Origin of the sequence: Achromobacter pulmonis, from assembly GCF_002885955.2 — a bacterium.
Lineage (GTDB): Bacteria > Pseudomonadota > Gammaproteobacteria > Burkholderiales > Burkholderiaceae_B > Achromobacter > Achromobacter pulmonis_A.
Genome location: NZ_POQS01000008.1, coordinates 1 through 529 on the forward strand (window position 1 = coordinate 1; position 529 = coordinate 529).

The window sequence follows — 529 nt, forward strand, 5'->3', positions numbered from 1 at the left end:
GTGGGGTTTTGTTTTTTATGAGAGCCCTCCGCGGGCGCTTGTCGAGCAAGTCTCCAGGCGCGCGCCGGCAGGGCGTAACGGCCCGGCCAGCACCGTGTTGCGTTAAATCCGAATCTGCATCAGCCGCTCGTTGACCTCTTGAAGGTCGAAGGCAGCTGGATCGAATGGGCCGCCATGCCATTGCATCATCTGTTCGTGTTCAGGATGCGCGGGATTGGCCATGGCCTCCAAGAACTCCATATAGCCCGGCTCCCCACCCACATCTTCGGGCGGGCAGGCATTGGCGCCGTCCAGGCACCAAGGGGAATCCAGCGGGCCGCTAAAGGGCGTCGCCTCGATCAGCCGAATCCGATGGGCCCAGTTATCCCCGTAGTCGTAGATGTAATCGAGTTGACGCCGTACGCCCAGCGCCTTGTCCAGGCGCACGCGCTTCTCGCTTCTCAGATCAGGCTCGGGGTAATCGGGGTCAAGCTCACCGTAATGCGTATCGTCGATGATGAACTCGTGCAGATGGCCGCCGAGCCAGCCC

General features: G+C 61.6%; 1 protein-coding gene. It reads right to left on the reverse strand.

The window, feature by feature from the left end; translation table 11 throughout:
* Positions 1-102: 102 nt before the first annotated feature.
* Positions 103-529 (reverse strand): plasmid pRiA4b ORF-3 family protein (locus tag C1I89_RS26555; protein ID WP_102775390.1); only part of this gene is annotated, 427 nt, incomplete at its 5' end.